Source organism: Proteiniphilum sp. UBA5384, assembly GCF_002410825.1.
Classification (GTDB): Bacteria; Bacteroidota; Bacteroidia; order Bacteroidales; family Dysgonomonadaceae; genus Proteiniphilum.
This window is the reverse complement of sequence record NZ_DHOS01000048.1, coordinates 1-217: the sequence shown is the minus strand read 5'-3', so window position 1 is coordinate 217 and position 217 is coordinate 1.

The following is a 217-nucleotide window of genomic DNA, read 5'->3' as shown; positions in this document are numbered from 1 at the left end:
GCTAAAATTGCAAATAACTTTTTCATTGTGTGCTCAATTTTTTGATTAATGATCTTTACTTGTTTGTTTTTAATATGTATATTTCAAATTTTCCTTTTACTATTATTGATATTGACTTTTTTCTTTTATTCAGAAGCGGAGAGAGCGGGATTCGAACCCGCGATACACTTTTGGCGTATACACGCTTTCCAGGCGTGCCTCTTCAACCACTCGAGCA